The following is a 21,734-nucleotide window of genomic DNA, read 5'->3' as shown; positions in this document are numbered from 1 at the left end:
TGGTGAGCCTAGCAGATAAAATTGCTGCGACGAGGATCGGCTGGATCGAGATCCGGTGGCCGCCGGCGAGCCGCCGCGTCCAGAGGATTGCGCATCTGTCGAGAGACCGTCACGTGACGATCGAAGAAGGCAACCGAAAGGTCGAATGATGAGATCTGCAAGCCGGACGTTCAGGTCCGGTGTTCGCGTGCCGGGTCTGAAGATCCGGCCAACCACTCTGCTGTGGCTGTTGATCTTCGCCGCATCGCCGGCCAGCGCCGAGAACGGGCATGCGGCGTGGCTGCGCTACGCGGCGCTGCCGCCCGACGCGGCGGCGCGTGCCGGCGCCGAGGTGCCGCGCGCCATCTACCGTCTCGGTGACGCCGTGACGATCCAGCGGGCGGCGGACGAGCTGCGCCAGGGCGTGCAGGGCATGCTGGGGCGTCCGATCGAGCCGGTGAACGCGCTCCCGGCGAGCGGCGCGGTGATCGTCGGGACGCTTGCCTCGATCCGCGCCGCAGCCCCCGCGCTCGCGCCGTCGGGGGATCTTCCTGCCGACGCCTTCTGGCTGCGGACCGTGCACCAGGGAAACCAGTCCTTTACGGTGATCGCCGGCGGCGACGCGCGCGGCACGCTCTACGGCGCCTTCGCCTGGCTGCGCAAGCTCGCCGACGGACAGGTGCTCAGCACGCTCGACGATCGAGAAGTGCCCTACGCGCCGGTCCGCTGGGTGAACCAGTGGGACAACCTCGATGGATCGATCGAACGCGGCTACGGCGGCCGTTCGCTGTTCTGGGCCAACGGCAAGGTCAGAGACGATCTGACGAAGGCAGGGGAGTACGGGCGTTTGCTCGCCTCGCTCGGCATCGGCGCCGTCTCGATCAACAACGTGAACGCCAACCCCGCGGTGCTGTCGCCGGACTTCGTGCCGCAGATTGCGAGGGTGGCCGAGGCGCTGCGACCGTGGGGTGTGCGTGTCGCCATTGCGGTCGACTTCGGCAGTCCGCAGTCGCTCGGCAAACTGCCGACCTACGATCCGCTCGATCCGGCGGTTGCCGCCTGGTGGAAGGCACGCTTCGATGCGATCTACGCGGCGATCCCCGATTTTGCCGGCGTCGTGCTCAAGGCAGATTCCGAAGGGCGCGTCGGTCCGTCCACCTACAACCGCACCCACGCCGACGCCGCCAACGTCGTCGCGCGCGCGCTCCAGCCCCACGGCGGCATCCTGTTCTATCGCGGCTTCGTCTACGACCACCACATGGACTGGCGCAACCTGAAGAACGATCGCGCCCGCGCCGCCTACGACAACTTCCATCCGCTCGACGGCCAGTTCGACGCCAACGTCATCATCCAGATCAAGCACGGACCGATCGACTTCCAGGTGCGCGAGCCGGCGTCGCCGCTCTTCGCCGGACTCGAGAAGACGAACGAAGCGATCGAGCTGCAGATCACGCAGGAGTACTTCGGGCAGGCGCGTTACGACGTCTTCCTCGCGCCGATGTGGAAGGCGACGCTCGACTTCGACATGCAGGCGCACGATCAGCCGTCGGCGGTGAAGGCGATCGTCGCCGGCCGCGTCTTCCACCGGCCGCTCGGCGGCTTCGCCGGCGTGGCCAATGTTGGCGACAGCGACAACTGGACGAACAATCATCTCTCGCAGGCGAACCTCTACGCGTTCGGCCGTCTCGCGTGGAACCCCGATCTGAGCTCGGCCGACATCGCCGGCGAGTGGACGCGCCAGACGTTCGGTCCCGACCCGCAGGTCGCGAAGACGGTCAACGAGCTGCTGCTCACGTCGTGGCGTACGTTCGAGAACTACACCGGCCCGCTCGGCCTCCAGACGCTCACCGACATCGTCGGCAATCACTACAGCGTTGCGGTCGAAGCCTCGGAGGAGAACGGCTGGGGGCAGTGGCATCGCGCCGACAAGCAGGGCGTCGGCATGGATCGTTCGGTTGCGACCGGCACCGGGTTTACCGGGCAATACCCGGCGGCAATTGCGAAGATGTACGAATCGGTCGAGACCACACCGGATGATTTGCTGCTCTTCATGCACCACGTGCCCTACGGGCAGATGCTGCAGTCGGGAAAGACGGTGATTCAGTTCATCTACGATTCGCACTACGAGGGGGCAGACGCCGTCGCGACGTGGGTTGACGGGTGGCGCGGCCTGCGCGGGCTCGTCGACGACGAGCGGTATCAGGCGGTGCTGAAGCAGCTCGATTACCAGGCCGGCCAGGCGGTCGTCTGGCGCGACGCGGTGACGCGATGGTTCCATCGTACGTCCGGAATCTCCGACGAGAAGGGCCGCGTCGGCGGCTATCCAGGACGGATCGAAGCCGAATCCGCGCAACTCGAGGGCTATACCTTGACGACCGTGACGCCGTGGGAGACCGCCTCGGGCAGCGGCGCTGTGGAGTGCCGGCAGCCCGTGTGCACCGCAGCGTTCAAGTACAGCGGGCAGGCTGGAACGCACGACATCTTCGTGCAGTATTACGACGTCAGTACCGGCGCCGCGCACTTTCGCGTGCGCCTCAACGGCAAGGTCGTCGGGGAGTGGACCGCCGACGACCACATCCCCTCGCGCAAGCCGGACGGCGGATCGTCGAGCCGCTACGTGATCTCCGGCATCGCGCTGAAGCCCGGCGACGAGATTCAGGTCGAGGGCACACCGGACGGCCAGGAGACCGCGGCGCTCGACTACATCGAGATTCGAAAGTGACGTGCCAAAGGTGACGTGCTAAAGGTGCCAAGGGTGCCAACGGTGCCAACGGTGCGAAGGGTGCTGGTGCTGGGGGTGCTAATGGTGCGTGGGGCGGGGATGCCGAGCGTGCGAAGGATCCGGGTGCCAGGGTGCGAACGGTGCTAGGGTGCTGGAGGCGCCGTAGGACCGTTAATACTGGCACCGTCAGCCCCCTTGGCACCGCCGGCACCTTTGGCAGTCCTGCACCCCCGGCACCAGCACCCTTCGCACCCTTGGCACCAGCACCCTTCGCACCCTTAGCGCCTTTTGCACCCTTGGCACCCTCATGCGGATAGCCGCTCTGCGCGCGACACCCGTCACCGTTCCGCTCGAAGCGCCGCTGCGCCACGCCAACGGCTGCCACTGGGGACGTTTCGTCCGCACCATCATCGAGCTCGAAACCGATACCGGCCTCGTCGGCCTCGGCGAGATGGGTGGCGGCGGCGAGGCCGCTGTCGCGGGGATTCTCGCGCTGACGCCGTATCTCGTCGGCCGCAACCCGGCGCGGCTCGAGGAGATGCGGTTCCTGCTCGCCAATCCCACCGCCTCGCTGTATAACAACCGGACGCAGCTCGTGGCCGCGATCGAATTCGCGTGCCTGGACGTGCTCGGCCAGGCGTGGGGCGTGCCGGTGTTCGACATCCTCGGCGGTCCGCTGCGCGACCGCGTGCCGTTCGCGTCGTATCTCTTCTTCCGATATGCCGGCGAGAAGGGTGGGGAAGTCCGCACGGCGGAGCAGCTCGTCGCCAACGCGCTCGAGTTGAAGCGGACGCACGGCTTCAAGTCTCACAAACTCAAGGGCGGCGTCTTCCATCCCGACTACGAGCTGGAGTGTTTCCGCGCCCTCGCCGATGCCGTGCCTGGCGACCGCGTCCGCTTCGATCCCAACGCCGTGTGGTCCGCCGAGCAGGCGATTCGCTTCGCCCAGGCGATCGAAGACCTCGACAACGACTATCTCGAGGATCCGGTCTTCGGTCTCAACGGTATGCGGCGCGTCCGCGAGAAGGTCCGCATGCCGCTCGCCACCAACACCGTCGTCGTCAATTTCGAGCAGCTGTCGGCGAACGTGCTCAATACGGCAGTGGACGTGATCCTGCTCGACACGACCTTCTGGGGCGGCATCCGGGCCTGCGTGAAAGCGGCCGCTGTGTGCGAGACATTCCAGCTCGGTGTCGCCGTGCATTCGTCAGGTGAACTTGGCATCCAGCTGGCGACGATGCTGCACCTGGGTGCCGTAATTCCGAACCTCACCTTCGCGGCGGATGCGCACTACCACCACCTGGTGGACGACGTGATCGTCGGCGGAAAACTCCCCTATGTCGACGGCGCGATCGCCGTGCCGAAGGGGCCGGGCCTCGGCGTGCAGCTGGATCGAGCCAAGCTGGCGCACTACGCCGCGCTCTACCGGGAACTGGGTCCGTATCCCTACGATCAGGATCCCGGCCGTCCCGGCTGGACGCCGCTCCTGCCCAACGATCGCTGGGCCGATCCGGCCGACGCGCGGGTGCCTGACATGCGGCGACAGAGATGATTCCGCCTTCAGGCGGAGCAATAGACTCAGAATCGAGAACAGACGCCGACGCGAAGTGTGGTCTTCAGCTGCAAGGCCCCAAGGCGCGTACGCAATTCCTGCATCGCGCAAGATCGGCGAAGGTGGTCTGACCCCGGTCTGACCCCGCCGGTCAGCGCGCGAGCGGAATCAGCGGCTGACCCTCGACGCAGCCATACGCGCGGGCTGTCGCGACGTTCTTGAATTCCTGCGTCGCGCCGCTCGGCCAGGTCACCACGACGCGATCGACGAGGTCGCGGGCGCCGACGCCGAAGGTCAGCGCCAGTTCCGACTGCGAGAGATAGCTGGAGCCGCTCTTCACCATCCGCGACTGGGATGTGCCGCCGTGGTAGATCCGCACGCTGGCGCCGATCGCGTCGCGGTTCGACTTCGTGCCGGTGAGCGTCAGGCGCAGCGATCGTCCGCCGCCGGTCTGATCGTTGCGGAACAGCACCGCCGGGCCGTTGTTGGTCGTCATGAGCACGTCGACGTCGCCGTCGCGATCGAAGTCGCCGACCGCGAGGCCGCGGCCGACGCGCGCGGCGTCGAAGCCGCCGCCAATCGCCGACGCGACGTCTCGGAAGGTGCCGCCCCGGTTGAGGAAGAGCTGCGCCGACTGCGCATAGCCGGCGTGTCCCTGGATCTGGCGCACGGTGGAATCGATGTGGCCGTTGGCGACGAGCAGATCGAGTGCGCCGTCGAGATCGAGGTCGGCGAAGACGCAGCCGAAGCCGAGCGTGCTGCGCGACACGGCGCCGATGCCGGCGCGGACGGCGACGTCCTCGAAGCGTCCCTGGCCGAGCGGCCGATAGAGGCCGATCATCTCGTTGTCGAAATTGGTGACCGCGAGCCCGGCGTGGCCGCTGCCGTCGAAGTCGCCGGCGTCCACCCCCATGCCGGCGCGCGCCTTCCCATCGGCGCTGAAGGCGACGCCCGCCTCGACGGCGACCTCCTTGAACGTGCCGTTCTTCTGGTTGCGATAGAGCTTGTTGGGCTGCGTGTCGTTGGCGACGAACAGGTCCGGCCAGCCATTCTCATCCTCGTCCAGCACCGCCACCCCGAGCGATTTCGAGCTGGTGTCGAAGACGCCGCTCGTCTCGGTCACGTCCTCGAACGTGCCGTTGCCGCGGTTCCTGAACAGCCAGCAGGTGTCGCCGCGGTACGCCTCCGGCGTGCAGTACGACTTCTTCGATCCGTCGACGCTGCAGAAGACGTCGTGCGCGGGACTCCATTTGACGTAGTTGCAGACGAAGAGATCGAGGTGCCCGTCGCGATCGTAGTCGACCCAGGCGGCCGAGGTGCTGAAGCCGGTGCGGCCGGCGAGGCCGCTGGCCGTGGTCACGTCGACGAACGCGCCCTTGCCGGTGTTCCGGAACAGGCGGTTCTGGCCGACACAGGTCACCAGCAGGTCGGGGAAGCCGTCGTTGTCGAAATCGCCGCAGGCGACGCCCATGCCGTACATCTCGACGTCGAGGCCGGCCGCCTTCGTGACGTCGGTGAACGTGCCGTTGCGGTTGTTGCGATAGAGCTTCAGCGTCGAGCGCTTCTGCTTGTGGCCAGGCCAGTCCATGCCGTTGACGAGGAGGATGTCCTGCCAGCCGTCGTGATCGTAGTCGAGGAACGCGCAGCCGGATCCGAGCGTTTCGGGCAGCAGCTTGCCGCCGTAGGCGCCGCTGTTGTGCGTGAAGGCGAGGCCGGCCTGCGCCGTGACGTCGGTGAGATGAAAGGCCGGCGCCGCCTGGGCCCGCAGCGGGCGCGGCACGAGCGTCATCGCCACTGCCGCCGCCGATTGCCCGAGAAAGGCGCGGCGGTTCACAGCGGACTGATCAGCCCGTGCTGCAGCGCGTACATGACGAGTTCAGCGGCGTTGTGGACGCCGACGGTGTTCATGATGCTGGCGCGGTGCACCGCGACGGTGTTGGCGCTGACGTTCAGCTGCGTGGCGGCTTCCTTGTTCGAGAGTCCGCGGCAAATGAGCTGTAGCACTTCCATTTCGCGCGGCGTCAGGCGTCTCTTCCCGTCGGCCGCCGGCGTCGCAACGGCCGGATCGACCACCTTCTCGCCGGCGGCGACGCGTTTCACGGCGGCGGCGAGGTCGAGGTCGATGGCATTCTTCAGCACGTAGCCCTTCGCGCCGGCCGCAAACGCCTGCCGCACCAGCGTCTGCTCGGAGTGCATGCTCAGCATGAGCACCGAGATGTCGGGATGGCGGTCGGCGATCGTCTGCGTGGCGACCAGCCCGTTGGTGCCCGGCATCGCCGCGTCCATCACCACCACCTGCGGCGCCAGCTCGCCGGCGAGCCGGATGGCATCCTCGCCGTCGCTCGCTTCGCCGACCACGCTGATGCCGGGATCGTCTTCGAGCAGCCGGCGGAAGCCGCGTCTGACGACCGCGTGGTCGTCGGCGAGGAGGACCGTGATCGGCTTCATGCCGTGCTCGCGCGGCGCTGCGGCACGGCGAGGCGGACGAGCGTGCCGCCCGCCTCGGGCGCCAGGACCTGGAGCGTGCCGCCGATGAGCGCGGCCCGCTCGCGCATCGTCACCAGTCCGAGGCCGCGGCGGCCGCCAGCGCCGACGCCGGTGCCGTGATCCTCGACCTCGAGACGGAGGCCGTTGCCGCCGTTGTCGAGCCGCACCCAAACGCGGCGCGTGCCGGAATGGCGGGCGACGTTGTTCATCGCTTCCTGCAGGACGCGGTAGACGTGGATCGTCGTCATCTGATCGAGCGCGGCCGGCGTGCCCGTTCGCGCGTAGGTGACCTGGACGCCGAACTGCCGCTCCACTGTCGAAAGATACCATTCCACGGTGCTGTCGAGGCCGAGCTCCTCGAGCAGTGAGGGGTGGAGCGTTTGCGCCAGGCCGCGCGTGCGATCGAGAGCCGTCTGGGCGATCTCCGAGATCTCGCGCAGATCGGCGGCGAGCGGCGAGTCGGCAGGGGCCTGCTTCGTCACGCGGCCAAGCATCGTCCCGATCGCGGTCAGCAGCTGGCCGAACTCGTCGTGCAGCTCGCGCGAGATCTCCTTGAGGGTCTCCTCGCGCGCCGTGAGGATTTGCTGCGTCAGCTCGCGCCGCTCGTCGGACAGCCGCGCCATGCGCGCGAACAGCCGCCGGTTGGCGCGCATGAGATAGAGCGACGTCGCCGCGATGACGAGCAGCGTCGCGGCCAGGAACAGGTAGACGCGCCGCTGCACCGCGACGTAGATGTTCTGGACGTCCTGCGCGGTCCGCTCTTCGGCTTCGTTGTTCTGGACGAGCAGGCGCGCGACGGCGGTGGCGAGTGCCGCCTGCCGCGCCTGCAGCGACAGCCGGATCTCGGCGCGGGCATCCTCTTCACGGCCGCCGGCGGCAAGCTCGAAGATCCGCTGTGAGGCGTCGAAGAACTGCGCCACCGAGTCTTCCAGGTACCGACGCTGCTCCGGCGTGCGGCGCGCTCCCGACGCGTCCGCTTCCTTCTTCAGCGCGTCGCCGAGATCCGTGCGAATGCGATCGAACTGAGCCGACCATGCCGTCAGCTTGTAGTGCTCTTCGGGATCGAGCATGTCGCGCATCGCCAGGCCGAGCGTGTTGAGGTCGTTCTGGATCCGGAGCAGCTGCAGCGAGTCGCGGCGGTTACGATCGGTCAGCTCCGTCTGCACGGCGCGCAGGTCGGCGATCCGCGCGGCGATGTACCACGAGTAGGCAACGACGGCGAACAGCGTCAGAATGAGCCCGGCTAACAGCCGCGGGACCGGCGAGAACGCGTCCTTGGCGTTCGTCATTCAGCAGTGGCCGGTCGGACGCTCATGCCGCGAGCATGGTAACCCGTGAGCAGGTAAGGCTCAGCCATCACGCCCTCCCCAGCGCCAGCGCGGACGTTCACCCGTGAGCCAGCAGACGGCGACGAGGGCGGCCGTGAGGACGAAGACGTACGCGACGTAGACAACACTCCCGCGAGTCGCGTGCACATAGGGGATGCCGCCAAAGACCAGCGCGAGGTAGAGGATGAGAACGACCCACCCTTGCCAGGCGGACGGCGGGCCCCATCCCCAACCGGAGCGCTTCGCGGAAAACCAATACGTCCGCGCCCGGCCAGATTTCATTGGCATTCACTGTGACACGGTGGACCCGGAGCGGATTCTCAGCGGCTGGCGATCGTTGCCGAACAAGTCGACATCGCAGGCCGCCAGGAGCAGGGTCAGGACCACGAACACGCCGGCGAGTCGGACTTGCTTCGTGCGTCCCAAGCGCGTCACCGCACCCGCGTGCTGACGGCGGCGCCGGTGTAGGCAATCGGGTTGGTCCCTCCCGCACCGTAACCGACCGCCGACTGCGGCGTCACGAGCACGACGGTGAACGTGCGGGTCGCCGGCATGCCGGGGTAGCTGCCCGTGCGGGCGCCGATCGTCAGCGTGCGCGTCGCATCGTTCCACGCGATCGGGATGCGCGCGAACTCGCCTCGCTCGTAGCCGTAGGACTTCCCGTCATCTTCATAGAGCGAGAAGCGGCCATCGGCGCCGGCGTAGACATGGAGCGTGATCGGCGCGTCTGGTGCTTCGCCGATGTACTGCTGGTCGGGCCCGAACGGGACGATCGAACCGGCGCGAACATACAGCGGCAGCCGACTGACTGGGGCGTCGGCGGTGATCGCCTGGCCGCCGGCCGTGCGCGTGCCAGTCCAGAAGTCGTACCAGGCCGTGCCGGCCGGCAGGTAAACCGGGCGCGTGCGCGCCTTGTACTCGGTGACGGGGTTGACGAGAAACGCTGGCCCGAACATGTATTCGTCGGTGACGTCGCGCGCCCTGGTATCGGCGCGGAAGTCCATCACCAGCGGCCGCATGAGCGTGGCCCCGTCCTGCGTCACGGCGCCGGCAACGGAATAGATGTAGGGAAAGAGCGCGTAGCGCAGCTTGTCGAACGCCAGTTCGGTTTTGTAGACGTCCGTCGACTCGTCGCCGAGGTTCCACATCTCGCGGGGCCGATCGGTCCCGTGCACGCGCAGGATCGGCGAGAAGGTCGAGTACTGGAACCAGCGCGCGTTCAACTCGCGCCACTCGTCGAGCGCGTCGCCGTCCTTCGCCTGCGCGAACCGGCGGTCCATCGTGTAGCCGCCGGTGTCGGTGGTCCAGTACGGGTCGCCGGCGATCGAAAAGCCGAGCCCCGCGGTGATCTGCTTGCGCAGCGTCTGGAACGTCGACGTGATGTCGCCGGACCACGTGACCGTCGCGTAGCGCTGGATGCCGGCAAAGCCCGAGCGCGTCAAGATGAAGACCCGCTGGTCGGGCGCCGTGCTGCGCTGGCCGTCGTATACCGCCTTGCTGTTCATCAGCGGATACGCGCTCATCACGCGCGATGCGGTGCCGACCGCGGTGCGATCGATGAAGCGCCGCGTCGACTCGAGCGTCGGCGGCGACGGCTGCACGAGATCGGGCTCGGTCGCGTCCATCCACCACGCGTCGACGCCGCGACGGAAGAGCGCGCGGTTCACCTGGTCCCAGAACAGCGCGCGCGCCGGCGCGTTGAAGGTGTCATAGAACGAGTATTCCCGGTTCAGCCAGTCCTTGACGTGATCCGTCGCGGTCGTCGGATAGAGGGCATGGATCGCGTCCATCGCCTTGTAGTTGCGGGTCGTCGGATAGAACTTCCCCCAGACCGAGATCATGAAGTGCGCGTGCGCGTCGTGGATCCCCTTGATCATCGCGTCCGGATCCGGATAGCGCGACGCTTCGAACTCGTGATCGCCCCACCGATCGATCGGCCAGTACTGCCAGTCCTGCACGATGGTGTCCATCGGAATCCGGCGGCGGCGAAATTCCGCCACTGTCTTCAGGATCTCGTCCTGCGTGTTGTACTTGTTCTTCGACTGCCAGAAGCCGAAGGCCCAGGCCGGGAGCATCGACGCCTGACCGGTCAGCGCGCGGTAGCCGGCGATCACCTGATCGATCTCCGGACCGTAGATGAAGTAGTAGTCGACGCCGTCGCCGACCTCCGACCACATCGACGTCGCCTGGGCCACCGGCTTCTTCCAGCGCAGCTCGAGCGTCGTGCCGCCGGTATTCGTCACCTTGAGCGGGTAGGTCCTGCCAGCTTCGAGGTGCACCTTGAACTGGTCGTATTCGGTCGCCCAGTTCTGCTTGTAGTGATCGATGCGCAGTACGCCGTCGAGCCAGACCTTCGTCTCGCCGTTCGAGTACGTCTGGAACTGGTAGTCGCCGGTGACCGGCGCGGTGACGCGGTCGGCCGTCGCCGGCAGCGCCTCGAACGGCGCGATGTCGCCGAACTTCGACGGCGCGGTGTTGTCCCAGAGTATGCCGTAGCCGCGGCTCGACACGAACATCGGCAGCTCAACGACGGTGTTGCGCTGCCAAAGGTCCAGGTCGTACCCCTTGATGTCGAGCTTGCCTTCCTGGCGCTGGCCGAGGCCGTAGATCGACTCGTCGTCATTCGCCTTCCACACCTGTTGTACGTGGAAGGTCTGTTCGCCTTGCACCTCCGCGGCGGTCAGCCGATGACCATCTGCCGCCTCCGCGAGGATCGGGTGTCCGGAGGCATCGGCGAAGGCGACCGCGCCATCAGCGCGGGCGATCGTCACGCGCAGCCTGGCCGTCGTCAACGTGACGGTCGAGGCGCTCGACGCGGTCTTCCACACCGGCGCGGCGCCCTTCGGTCCGACGACGACCATGTCGTCGGCGCGGAAGTCAGGCCTTTTGGCAAACGTGACGCGGACGATCGCCTCCGTCTCGACGTGCAGCGTCACCACGCCGGCGGCGGTGCGCAGCCGGATTCCGTCCGCGACCCGCTCGACGCCGTCCGTTCGCGCCGCCCCCTGGGAGAACCCCGCCGCCAACGCGATCGCACCCGCAGCGAATTGCAACATTTGCTCGATATACTGCCACACCGGCCGCGGGGCGCCGAGGCGCGTGAAGCTGCAATGCGTGTGACCGATCGGGACGAGTGGCGATTCTTCGCCGCGCTGAGCACGGCCGCACCGCTGCTGGCGGCGGCCTGGTGGGCGGTGCTCGTGCTGCGCGGACTGCTCGGCGCGGCGTTCGGCCTGGCGATGGGGCTGCTCGTCGGCGCCGTCACGCACGGCACACCGCTGTCGGTACCGCTCGCGATAACCGGCGCGGTCTTCGTGCTGCTGCAGGTCCTGCCGCCCGTTCAACAGGCGATCAGCGCCAATCTGGGCGATCGGACAGCCTCGTGGCTGTACGACCGGCTGACGCTGGCGTGCGTCGGCCCGCCGGGCGTCCGGCACCTCGAGGACCCGGGCCTGATGTCGGATCTCACGGTGGCGCGCGACTTCGACCTGGGGTTGACGGGACCGCCGCTCAACATCGACGTCGAATTCATCGCGGGCGGTCTGCTGGGCCTGATTGGCGGCATTGCCTGCGCGGTGGTGCTGTTTGCGTTCAACTGGTGGACGCCGCTCCTGCTCGGCGCGGCCTGGGGCAGCACGCATTGGCTGCTTCGCGAGAGCGGCGTCTGGCGGGATCGAAATACGCCGGAGGTACGCGCCGCACAGCGCGAGGCCGAGTACGCGTATCGCCTCGCGGTGGATCCGCCGTCGGCCAAGGAGCTGCGGCTGTTCGCGCTCGCGCCCTGGACGATCGATCGTTTCACCGCCGCCCGCACCGTGCTGCACCGGCTGCAATACGAAGCCACCCGTCTGCGCGAGAGGCCGATGCTGGTGACGGTACTGGTCGTCTGCGCCGCGAACCTCATCGTCTTCTGGGCGATGGCCCAGGCCGCGATCGACGGCTCGCTCAGCCTGGCGCGGCTCGTCGCGTTCTCGCAGGTCGCAGTCGGCGTATCGCAGATTGCATTCGGCGGCTTGAGCTGGGCGCTCGACGGCGCGGCCGCGCCGGTGGCTGCGGTCCGACGACTCGAGTCAGTGATGGCGTCCACAGGCGCGCTTGCCGCTGGCACGCGTCCGGCGGCCGGCCGTCCCGCGCACGAGATTCGCTTCCGCGGCGTGTCGTTCGCGTATCCAGTCGCCGCCGGGTCCACAGACCCTGCCTACCAGGTGCTCGACGGCTTCGACCTGACGATTCCCTCCGGGCAGTCGCTCGCCATCGTCGGCAGCAACGGCGCCGGCAAGACGACGCTCGCGAAGCTGCTCTGCCGGTTGTACGACCCGCAGCAAGGGACGATCGAGGTCGACGGCGTCGACGTCCGGGAACTGTCGCTCGACGCCTGGCGCGCCCGCGTCACGGCGGTCTTCCAGGACTTCACGCGCTTCGAATGGCCGCTCGGCGACAACGTGGCGCCAGCCGGAGCGCCCGTCGCCGCGATCGAAACCGCGTTGCAGCAGGCGGGAGCGGCCGGGCTGGCGCCGCTCGGCACGATTCTCTCGCGCGGCTATGACGGCGGCATCGACCTCTCCGGCGGCCAATGGCAGCGTGTCGCGCTCGCCCGAGCGCTGTGCGCCATCCACGAGGGCGCCGGCCTCGTGCTGCTCGACGAGCCGACGGCGCAGCTCGACGTTCGCGGCGAGAAAGAGATCTTCGAGCGGATCCTGAAGGCGACGCGCGGCCGGACGACGGTGCTCATCTCGCACCGTTTTTCGACAGTGCGGCTCGCCGATCGTATTTGCGTCCTCGAGGGCGGACGGGTGGTCGAGCTCGGCACGCACGACGAGTTGATGGCGCTCGGCGGACGCTACCGCACGATGTTCGATCTGCAGGCGCAGCGGTTCGCGGCGCCCGGGGAGGAGGGGAAGGCGTATGACGTCCTCGACTGACCTCCCGCCGGCCCTGTCGTCGATGTGGCGGCTCTGCCGCCTCGGCTACCGGCACGAGCCGCGGCTGATGCTCGCGTCGTTCGCACTCGCGCAGCTCGCGGGGGTGCCGGGCGCGATCGTCGCGCTCTGGCTGCTCCTCTTCGGCAAGGGAATCGAGCAGCACCGTCCGGGGCTCGTGCTCTGGGCGGCCGCCGGCATGGCCGTGACCGCGGCGACGACGTGGCTGATCGGCATCTACAGCACGCGCGTGCAGCGCCGTTTCCGCGACAAGGTCGGGATCGCGCTCGAAGCGCACGTCGCGTCGCTGCAGGCGTCCATCGTCACCATTGCGCACCAGGAGCGGCCGGAGCACCTCGACCGCCTTGCGATGCTGCGCGACCAGGTGTTCGTGCTCGAGCACATGTACATGTCGCTCTTCTCGACCTGCGCATGGATCCTCGGGCTCGGCGTCACGATCGTGCTGCTTGCGTCGGTCCATCTGGCGCTCGCTCTGCTCGGTGTGCTGGCGATCCCGGCGGTGCTGGCGTCGACATGGCGTCCGGCCGTCGAGCGCGTCGCGCAGGAACGCGCCGCGCAGCCCACCCGCCTGGCCCGGCATCTGTTCACGGTCGCGACGACGGCGGCGCCGGGCAAGGATGTCCGGGTGACCGGTATCGGCGAGCGTCTGATCGCGGCGCGGCGCGAGGCCTGGATGCGGGGTTTTGCGCCGGTCGCGGCGGCCCGATGGGCGTCGGCAGGGTGGCACGCCGCTGCCTGGTCGGTCTTCGCGGCCGGCTACGTGGGCGCAGTGGTGTTCGTCGCGCTCGGCCTGCGCGCGCCGGTCGGATCGGTGCTGCTCGTACTCGCGGCCGGCTCGGCCCTGTCCCGTTTCGTCAGCGGCACGGTGGGCGAGCTCGGGTTCCTGCGCGGCTTCTGGGTGTATGGCGCCCGCCGCCTCGCCTGGCTGGAAGACTACGCCGCGTCGGTCGCCGCCGCGGCCCACGCCTCACCGCCGCCGGCGTTGAAGCACGGCATCAATTTCGATCGCGTGTCGTTCGCCTACCCGGGGACCTCGAAGCAGGTGCTCGACGACGTCACGGTGTCGTTCCCGGCCGGATCGGTCGTGGCGATCGTCGGAGAGAACGGGGCCGGCAAGACAACGATGGTGAAGCTGCTGGCGAAGATGTACGAGCCGACGTCGGGGGCGATCGTTGTCGACGGCGTCGCGCTCGCGCGGATTCGCGCCGAGGAGTGGCGCGGCCGGCTGGCCGGCGCCTTTCAGGATTTTTTCCGTTTCGAATTCGCCGCGCGGCGCGCGGTCGGTCTGGGGGACGTCGCGCGGCTCGACGACGATCGGGCGGTGACCAATGCCGTGCGGCGCGCCGGCGCGGACGACGTCCTGGCGCGACTGCCGTCGGGTCTGGCCACGCAGCTCGGGCCGACCTGGCCGGCCGGAGTCGAGCTCTCGTTCGGCCAGTGGCAGAAGCTGGCGCTGGCGCGCGGCTTCATGCGCGACACGCCGCTCGTCGTCGTGCTCGACGAGCCGACCGCGGCGCTCGACGCCGAGACCGAGCACGCGCTGTTCGAGCGCTACGCGGAGGCGGCCCGCGCCAGCCGCGCCGACGGTCGGATCACGATTCTCGTGTCGCACCGCTTCTCGACGGTGCGGATGGCCGATCTGATCGTCGTGCTGGACGGCGCCCGCGTCGCCGAGACCGGCACCCACGATGCGCTGATGGCGACGGGTGGTCCCTACGCGCAGCTCTACGAAATCCAGGCGGCTGCCTACCGCTGATCGGAGCGGGGCGAGCCGCCGACCGCCACGGCCGATCAGGATTGGGCGAGGACCCTGCGGATTTCCTGGGCAAGCGCGTCTGGCAGCACCGGCTTGGCGAGAAAGGCGTCGGCGCCGACCTGGGCGGCGCGCTCGCGGTGCTCGACGAAGGCGTGGGCGGTCAGCATGATGAGCGGGATGCTGCGGGTCTCGCGGTCCGCCTTCAGCTGCCGCGCCGCCTCCCAGCCGTCGAGACGCGGCATGGTCGCGTCCATCAGGATCACGGCTGGCCGATCGCGCCGGGCCATCATGATCGCCGTTTCACCGTCCCCGGCCTCGGCGGCGCGGAAACCGGCATGCTCCAGATAGAGGGCATACATCTCCCGGGCATCGACGTTGTCGTCGACGATGAGGACAAGGGCAGCCACCGCCGGCATCCTAGCCCGAGAATAGCGCCGGGGTCAGCCATCGAGCATTACGTATATCCTCAATTGCGACGGCAACCGTTCCGGGTATAGTGCCGGCGTGCCGGTCTCGGTCGCCAACTCGCAGGTCGTCTACGACGCCCTCAAGGAGGTTGGGATCCGGCTCGTCTCGGCGCTGCCCGAAACCTGGCTAGTTCACCTGATTCGGCTCGCCGACGACGATCCCGAGATGATGCTGGTGCGGCTCGCCAAGGAAGAGGAAGGCGTCGGCGTCTCGGCCGGCGCGCACCTGGCTGGCGTGAAGTCGGCGATGTTGATGCAGAACCACGGCTTTCTCGCGTCGATCAACGGCATCGTGTCGTGCGCGCAGCTCTATCGGATTCCACTGCTGATGTTGATCAGCTACCGCGGCGAGTTCGGTGAACGGGATCCATGGCAGACCGAAGGGGGCGGCGTCACCGAGGACTTGTTGCGCGCGCTGCGCATCCCCTTCGCGTATCTCGACAGCCCCGACCACGTCGCCCGGCGGATCCGCAAGGCGCAGACGCTCGCCGCCTCCGCCAACCGCCCCGTCGCGCTGCTGCTGTGCCGTGACCTGATGTTCGAAGAATGAGAGTCGCGGATGCGAGCCACGGGTAAACACGGACGAACACGGATGACGCCGACAGAGATGGTTGTGCGACGACGGCGAGCGAGCGCCGGGAGCGAGCCACGCGAACGGAGCGCGCCGTCGGAGCGGCGCGCGAGAGCGCGTGCAGGGGAGTTCGAGGAGCGAAGCCCCTCGGATCGACAATGAGACGAGCCGACGCACTCGCCGCCATCTATCCCCAGCTCGCCGACGTCGTCGTCGTGACGATCATGGGAGCGGTCGCCGCCGAATTGCAGGCGATTGGCCATCGTCCGAACTTCTTCTATCTGCAGCACGCGATGGGACTGGCGTCCTCGATGGGACTGGGCATCGCGCTCGCGCGGCCCGACCGGCAGGTCGTGGTGTTCGACGGCGACGGCTCGATCCTCATGAACCTGGGCGGCCTGACGACGCTCGCGCGGTATCGGCCGAGCAATTTGCTGCACGTGGTGTTCGACAACGAGAGCCTGCTGTCGGTCGGCGGGTTTCCCACGGCGACGGCCACAGGTAGCGACATCGCCGCGATGGCGGCTGGCGCCGGCGTGCCGCGCACCGCCACCGTGCGAACGCTCGAGGAGTTCGGCGCCGCGTTCACGGCCGCCTTGGGGGCGGGCGAGCTCACGACGCTGGTGGCCAAGGTCGAGGCCGTCGGCCCCGCGGCATTCGTCACGGACCTGGCATTGCTGGAAAATCGCTTCGAGTTTCACAGATGGCTGCGACAACACTGACCGGCCTCGTCGCCGATCTCGTCGCGGGCCGGCTGGTCATCGTCGATCTGACCCAACCGCTCGGTCCTTCGACGCCGGTGATCGGCCTGCCGCCGATCTTCGCGCCGTCGCCCGGTGTCACGATCGACGTCATCTCGCGCTACGACGACAAGGGACCGGCGTGGTACTGGAATACGCTGCGCCTGGGTGAGCACACCGGCACCCACTTCGACGCGCCGGTCCACTGGGTGACTGGGAAGGACCTGGCCGACAACACCTGCGACACGATCCCGGCGCGGCGTTTCGTCGGGCCGGCGTGCGTGATCGACGTCGAGCGTGAGGTCGCGGCGAATCCGGACTTCCTGCTGACGCCGTCCCGGATCGAGCAGTGGGAGGGGGAGCACGGCCGGATTCCTGCCGGCGTGTGGCTGCTGCTGCGGACCGGATGGAGCCGGCGTACGGACGCCGCGTCGTTCGTCAACGCCGCTGCCGACGGCCCGCACAGCCCTGGCTTTCATGCCGACGCGTCGCGCCTGCTCGCCCACGATCGCGACGTCCTCGGCGTCGGCGTCGAGACGATCGGCACCGATGCCGGCCAGGCCGGCAGGTTCGATCCGCCGTTTCCGAACCACACGATCATGCACGGTGCCGGCAAATTCGGCCTCGCCAGCCTGTGCAACCTCGATCGGCTGCCGTCGACCGGCGCCGTTGTCATCGCGGCGCCCCTGAAGATCGTCGGCGGCAGCGGCTCGCCCGTACGGGTTCTGGCCTTCGTCGCCGTTGAGCCGTAGCCGCTCCTACTCGTAGTGCAGCGCGACCATTGGATCGACGCGTGAGGCTCGGCGCGCCGGCAGGTAGCCGGCCAGCGCCGACACCGCAATCATGACGCCGATGGCGGCGCTCATCGCCAGCGGGTCGCGCGGCGCGAGACCGTAGAGGAGCGTCGTCACGAGGCGGCTGCTGAGAAGCGCGATGGCGAGGCCGGCGGCGACGCCGATGGCGACGAGGACCATCGACTCGCGCATCACCAGGCCGAGCACGTCGCTGCGCTGCGCGCCGAGCGCCATGCGGATGCCGATCTCGTTGGTCCGGCGCGAGACGTTGTAGGACATCAACCCGAACAGGCCGATCGCGGCGAGCAGCAGCGCGATGCCGCCGAACAGCGTGTAGGCCTGCGCGAACAGCTTCTCCTGCTGGAAGCGCTTCTCGACCTGCTCGATCTGGGTCGACACGTCGGTCAGCGGCAGGTTGGGGTCGATCTGCCGCACGGCCTCGCGAATCGCCGTCATGGCGCCGGCCGGCGCCATGGCGGTGCGCACCTCGATGGTGGCATTGCTCAGCCGCGCCTGGCGGTAGGGCACGTACATGGTCGGCGGCGCCGCCTCGCGGACGCTGTTGTATTTGGCGTCGCGCAGCACGCCGACGATCTCGAGATCCCCGACTGTCTCGGGGCTCGAACCGAAATGATGCCCGAGCGGATTCTCGTTGGGGAAATACTTTCTCACCGCCGCCTCGTTGATGACCACCACCTTCGGCGATGTGGCGGTATCGCGATCCGAGATGGCGCGCCCCGACACGACGGGGATGCCCATCACGTCGAAGAAGTTCGGCGAGATGACGAGCCTGTTAATGCTATGGCTGTCGTCCTGCGGGCGCGTCAGCGGCGCCGGCCGTCCCTGTACGTAAATGCCGGTCGAGTTGACGCCGCCGGAGAGGAGCGCCGGCTGCGACATCGCCGCGCCGCGCACGCCGGGCACGGTCGACAGGCGCTCGAGCATGTTGCCGTAGAACGCCGTCATCTGTTTCTCGTCGTAGCGGTTGAGCGACGGGTTCACCCGGAACAGCACGAGGTTGCGTGGATCGAAGCCGACGTCGACCTTGCGCAGGTTGCCGAGCGTCTGCAGGAAGAGGCCGGCGCCGACCAGCAGCACCAGGGAAATCGCCACCTGGACGACGAGCAGGATCCGGCCGAGCACGCTGCGCGACCCGATGACGCTGCGGCCCGTTTCCTTCAGCGCTGCGTTGACGTTGACGGCCGTGCCGCGCAGTGCCGGCACGATGCCGAAGAGGATGCCGGTCCCGAGCGTCACCACGGCCACGAACGCGAAGACCCTCCAGTCGAGCGGCGGCGGCTGTCCCTGGAACGTCGGCATCAGCGCCCGTCCCCAGTAGCCGACGACCAGGCCGAGCACGCCGCCGATCGCGGCGAGCAGCACGCTCTCGGTGAGGAGCTGGCGCACCAGCCGCCAGCGCGTTGCGCCGAGCGACATGCGGACGGAGATCTCCTTCTGCCGCGTCGTCGCGCGCGACAGCAGCAGGTTGGCCACATTGGCGCAGACGATCAGCAGGACGAGCGCGACGACGATCGTGAGGATCGTGGCTGCCTGGAGATCGTTGCTGTTGACGTCGTAGACGCCGCGGCCGCCGGCCTCGACGAAGAGCCTCGGCACGCGCGTCCGATCGCGGTTGCGCTGCTGCGAGCGGTCCGCGTCGGTCAACCCTTTCATGTAGGCGTCGAACCCGGCGCGCGCCGTGCTCTGGAAGACGCCTTCCAGGTTCCCCTGCACCTGCGCAGCCGTCGCGCCCGGCTTGAGCCGCCCCATGATCTGCAGCCACCAGTAGGTGGCGTCCGAGACCTGACTGTTGCCGGCGAATGTCTCGAGCTGCGGTTCGAGTGCCAGCGGCAGCGAGAGGTCGGGCGCCTCGGCGAGCGGCTGCTGCACGCCGGTGAAGTCAGGCGGCAGGATGCCGACGATGGTGACAGGCACGTTGTTGACGCGGATCACCTTGCCGACGACGTTCGGCTCGGTGCCGAACCGCGAATGCCAATACTTCGAGCTGATGACCGCCACGGGCGTCGCCGTCGGCCGATCGTCGTCAGGCACGATCGTGCGGCCGATCCGCGCCGAGACGCCGAGCAACTGGAAGTAGTTGCCGGTCGAGAGGAACGCCTGCGCCAGCTCGGCCTGGCCGTCGACGACGGCGTTGACGCGCCCGAACGGCGCGCAGGCGAAGAGGTCGCTCATCGTCTTGTTGTCGGCGAGGAGCTGGCGGTACATGGGATACGAGAACGTCGTCCGGACGTTCTGATTGCCGTAGGCGAGGCGGTTGATCGAGCCGTAGTCGCTGGAACTGTTGACCATGTCGTTGCGGCCGACCCAGCGGAGGCGCACGAGCGAATCGGGATCCTGGACCGGGATCTTCGTGAGCAGCAATCCGTTCAGGCCGCTGAAGATCGCGGCGTTGGCGCCGATCCCGAGCGCGAGCGACAGGACCACGACCGTGGTCCAGCCCTTCGCCTGCAGCAGCGTCCGCATCCCATGGCGCAGGTCTTTCAGCATCCGCACTTCCTCCCAGGCAGCAATACGCGACATTGGACGGTCTGGTTAACAGGGTGGTTGGTATATCTTCGATCGAATGTCCTCCGGTCCGTCCCCGTCGGGGCGTGCGCAGCGTGTCCGCCGCAACCTCCAGCAGGGGATGGCGCTCGCCTGGGCGGCCTCACCGCGCGCCCTTGTCCGGTATTCGCTGCTCGGCATGCTCAACGCGGCGATGCCGCCCCTGACGGTGTATCTCAGCGCACGACTGGTGAACCTCATCGCCGCCGGGCGCGCCACCGGGCTGCCGTTCCGGACGATGATCCCGGTGCTGTCCGGGCTGTGGTTCGCCACCGCCGTGCAGCGGTCGCTCGGCGCCTACATGGGTTACGGCCGCAACCTGTTCGTGCGCCGCGTGCAGCTCGAAGCGGAGCGCCGCCTCCTCGCGCAGGCGGCGCGCGTCGATCTCGGCCACTTCGACAACTCCGACTGGCACGACCGGCTCGCGCGCGCCAAGCGCGACGTGTCGTGGCGGCCGGGCGACCTGACGTGGTCGGTGCTCGGCCTGTCGAGCAACATCGTCTCCATCGTGCTGATGGCCGGGCTGCTCGCCAGCCTGCACTGGGTGCTGGTCGTGCTGGCGCTGGCGTCTTCCGTCGTGTCGCTCGCCCTCGAGCGCCGCGTCACGGTGAAGATGTACGAGATGTTCTACCGCGAGACGCCGGAGGAGCGCGAGCGCGAGTACCTCGGCGACCTGCTCGTGCAGCCGCGGACGACGAAGGAGATTCGCGCCTACGTGCTTCCTGATTACCTGCTCGAGCGGCATCGCGCGCTGTCCGAGCAGCTGTTTGCGCTGCGCGAGGAGATGTTCCAGTCAGCCAGCCGGACCTCGTTCCTCACTGGCCTGATCGGCGGCACGACGCTCGCCGCGGCGTATGTATTCGTCGCCTGGCGCGGTTCGAGCGGCGGCATCTCGCCGGGCGGCGTGGTGCTGGTGGTCGGCGCGTTTGCGTCGCTGGCCGGCACGCTCGGCAACATCTCGGGCACCTTCGTCGCCGTCGATCAGCACACGACGTTTCTCGACGACTATTTTTCGTTCCTCGCGATCGAGCCGCTGGTGCCGGTGCCGGCGGCGCCGCGCGCGCTGGCGGACCCGCGCATCGACGGCATCGAGTTCGACCACGTCTCGTTCGCGTATCCGGGCGGCAGCGGCGCCGCGCTCGCCGGCTTCGACCTGCACATCCGCGGCGGCGAGCTGGTGGCCCTGGTCGGCGAGAACGGCGCGGGCAAGAGCACGCTCGTCAAGCTGCTGCTGCGTTTCTACGACCCGGATGCCGGCGCCATCCGGGTGGGGGGCGTCGACCTGCGCGAGCTGGATCCGGCAGCGCTCCGCAACCGCATCGGCGTGCTCTTTCAGGACTACGCCACCTACGAGCTGTCGGTGCGCGAAAACGTCGTGATGGGCCGGCCGAACGATCCGGTCGACGACGGCCGCGTCATCGAGGCGCTGCACGACGCCCGCAGCGAGTGGCTGCTGAAGAGCATGCCGAAAGGACTGGACTCGAAGGTCGGCCGGCTGTTCGAGGGCGGTCACGATCTCTCGGGTGGCGAATGGCAGCGGCTGGCGCTGGCGCGGATCATGTACCGCAACGCCGACGTGTGGATTCTCGACGAGCCGACCTCGTCGCTGGATCCCGAAGCGGAGGCGGGGATCTTCGCCGAGTTGAAGGAGAACCTGCGCGGCCGGATCGGTATCGTCATCTCCCACCGCTTCTCGACGGTGCGGATCGCCGATCGCATCGCCGTCATCGCCGACGGCCGCCTCGCCGAGATCGGCACGCATGACGAACTGCTTCGCGCCGGCGGCCGCTACGCCCAGCTGTTCGAGCTGCAGGCCGCCGGCTATCGCTGACG

The 21,734-nt window shown here is 68.3% G+C and carries 15 protein-coding genes; 8 read left to right on the top strand and 7 right to left on the bottom strand.

What is annotated here, in order from left to right; all coding sequences use genetic code 11:
* Nucleotides 1–148 precede the first annotated feature (148 nt).
* Together VGI12_11375 and VGI12_11370 are read left to right on the top strand one after the other, a co-directional pair.
* Nucleotides 149–2,701, top strand: a complete 2,553-nt coding sequence (locus tag VGI12_11375; GenBank protein HEY2433264.1) for an alpha-glucuronidase family glycosyl hydrolase — start codon at nucleotides 149–151, stop codon at nucleotides 2,699–2,701.
* 307 nt (nucleotides 2,702–3,008) lie between these two features.
* Complete coding sequence (locus VGI12_11370) at nucleotides 3,009–4,253, top strand: enolase C-terminal domain-like protein (GenBank protein ID HEY2433263.1); 1,245 nt, start codon at nucleotides 3,009–3,011, stop codon at nucleotides 4,251–4,253.
* A gap of 151 nt (nucleotides 4,254–4,404) precedes the next feature.
* Here the strand turns inward: VGI12_11370 and VGI12_11365 are convergent, their stop codons facing one another.
* The 5 genes from VGI12_11365 to VGI12_11345 form a co-directional block, all read right to left on the bottom strand.
* A complete protein-coding gene (locus VGI12_11365; GenBank protein HEY2433262.1) occupies nucleotides 4,405–6,087 on the bottom strand; it encodes a CRTAC1 family protein in 1,683 nt (560 codons plus the stop codon).
* The gene (locus VGI12_11360; protein ID HEY2433261.1) at nucleotides 6,084–6,701 is read right to left on the bottom strand and encodes a response regulator transcription factor; all 618 of its coding nucleotides are present in this window, start codon (nucleotides 6,699–6,701) and stop codon (nucleotides 6,084–6,086) included. Before VGI12_11360 ends, VGI12_11365 begins: the two co-directional genes overlap by 4 nt.
* Nucleotides 6,698–8,029 carry an ATP-binding protein gene (locus VGI12_11355; protein HEY2433260.1) on the bottom strand — a complete coding sequence of 444 codons (1,332 nt, stop codon included), beginning with the start codon at nucleotides 8,027–8,029 and terminating at the stop codon, nucleotides 6,698–6,700. The genes VGI12_11360 and VGI12_11355 overlap by 4 nt, the downstream gene beginning before the upstream one ends.
* A 60-nt stretch (nucleotides 8,030–8,089) precedes the next feature.
* Complete coding sequence (locus VGI12_11350; protein HEY2433259.1) at nucleotides 8,090–8,350, bottom strand: hypothetical protein; 261 nt, start codon at nucleotides 8,348–8,350, stop codon at nucleotides 8,090–8,092.
* Between the two features lie 149 nt (nucleotides 8,351–8,499).
* The gene (locus VGI12_11345; protein ID HEY2433258.1) at nucleotides 8,500–11,124 is read right to left on the bottom strand and encodes a TIM-barrel domain-containing protein; all 2,625 of its coding nucleotides are present in this window, start codon (nucleotides 11,122–11,124) and stop codon (nucleotides 8,500–8,502) included.
* A 60-nt stretch (nucleotides 11,125–11,184) separates the two neighbouring features.
* Here VGI12_11345 and VGI12_11340 point away from each other — a divergent pair, with 60 nt between their 5' ends.
* Complete coding sequence (locus VGI12_11340) at nucleotides 11,185–12,990, top strand: ABC transporter ATP-binding protein (protein HEY2433257.1); 1,806 nt, start codon at nucleotides 11,185–11,187, stop codon at nucleotides 12,988–12,990.
* Nucleotides 12,974–14,764, top strand: coding sequence for an ABC transporter ATP-binding protein (locus VGI12_11335; protein HEY2433256.1), 1,791 nt, complete (start codon nucleotides 12,974–12,976; stop codon nucleotides 14,762–14,764). Before VGI12_11340 ends, VGI12_11335 begins: the two co-directional genes overlap by 17 nt.
* Nucleotides 14,765–14,799: 35 nt before the next feature.
* On the opposite strand, the gene VGI12_11330 is transcribed toward VGI12_11335, so the two are convergent.
* A complete protein-coding gene (locus tag VGI12_11330; GenBank protein HEY2433255.1) occupies nucleotides 14,800–15,171 on the bottom strand; it encodes a response regulator in 372 nt (123 codons plus the stop codon).
* Nucleotides 15,172–15,268: 97 nt separating this feature from the next.
* On the opposite strand from VGI12_11330, the gene VGI12_11325 reads away from it, so the two are divergent.
* From VGI12_11325 to VGI12_11315, 3 genes are all read left to right on the top strand, one after another.
* Nucleotides 15,269–15,781, top strand: a complete 513-nt coding sequence (locus VGI12_11325) for a thiamine pyrophosphate-binding protein (protein HEY2433254.1) — start codon at nucleotides 15,269–15,271, stop codon at nucleotides 15,779–15,781.
* A 179-nt stretch (nucleotides 15,782–15,960) separates the two neighbouring features.
* On the top strand, nucleotides 15,961–16,524 hold the full coding sequence (locus VGI12_11320) for a thiamine pyrophosphate-dependent enzyme (GenBank protein ID HEY2433253.1): 564 nt from the start codon (nucleotides 15,961–15,963) through the stop codon (nucleotides 16,522–16,524).
* Nucleotides 16,506–17,294 carry a cyclase family protein gene (locus tag VGI12_11315; protein ID HEY2433252.1) on the top strand — a complete coding sequence of 263 codons (789 nt, stop codon included), beginning with the start codon at nucleotides 16,506–16,508 and terminating at the stop codon, nucleotides 17,292–17,294. The genes VGI12_11320 and VGI12_11315 overlap by 19 nt, the downstream gene beginning before the upstream one ends.
* Nucleotides 17,295–17,300: 6 nt before the next feature.
* Here VGI12_11315 and VGI12_11310 read toward each other — a convergent pair whose 3' ends face one another.
* Nucleotides 17,301–19,844, bottom strand: a complete 2,544-nt coding sequence (locus tag VGI12_11310; protein ID HEY2433251.1) for an ABC transporter permease — start codon at nucleotides 19,842–19,844, stop codon at nucleotides 17,301–17,303.
* A gap of 76 nt (nucleotides 19,845–19,920) precedes the next feature.
* Here VGI12_11310 and VGI12_11305 point away from each other — a divergent pair, with 76 nt between their 5' ends.
* The gene (locus VGI12_11305) at nucleotides 19,921–21,732 is read left to right on the top strand and encodes an ABC transporter ATP-binding protein (protein HEY2433250.1); all 1,812 of its coding nucleotides are present in this window, start codon (nucleotides 19,921–19,923) and stop codon (nucleotides 21,730–21,732) included.
* The last annotated feature ends 2 nt before the right edge of the window (nucleotides 21,733–21,734 follow it).

Source organism: Vicinamibacterales bacterium (genome assembly GCA_036496585.1).
Lineage (GTDB): Bacteria > Acidobacteriota > Vicinamibacteria > Vicinamibacterales > 2-12-FULL-66-21 > JAICSD01.
The sequence above is the reverse complement of the archived record's forward strand: the minus strand, read 5'-3'. Positions and strand labels throughout refer to the sequence as shown.